This is a genomic window from Litorerythrobacter xanthomarinus, assembly GCF_046254955.1.
Lineage (GTDB): Bacteria > Pseudomonadota > Alphaproteobacteria > Sphingomonadales > Sphingomonadaceae > Qipengyuania_C.
Genome location: NZ_JBJXRG010000010.1, coordinates 1 through 265 on the forward strand (window position 1 = coordinate 1; position 265 = coordinate 265).

1 protein-coding gene is annotated in these 265 nt (G+C 51.7%); it reads left to right on the forward strand.

The genetic code is table 11. The annotated features are described in order from the left end of the window. On the forward strand, nt 1-265 hold a 265-nt coding region (locus ACEWMW_RS14490; RefSeq protein WP_409414672.1), incomplete at both ends, for an ArsR family transcriptional regulator.

Below are 265 nucleotides of genomic sequence, written 5' to 3' on the forward strand. Positions count from 1 at the left end.
GGCGGGAAGAAAGCTGCTGAGCGCTGGCAAGATCGTGACAGCGACTATGCGCAGGCAGAGCTTGCCAAATTGCAACGCACGCACCGGAAAAAACGCGTTCAAGGGCAAACTACCAGCGCGAAGATTCATGCGGTTGTTGGTCAAACCTATGTAGAAACAGGGAAACTGCATACGCGTAAGGAAATCATGGCTGAAACAGGATTATCGGAGTCCACTGTTAAACGACATCTGCGATTACTGCGCTCTGCTGGCTTACTTCCTGAGG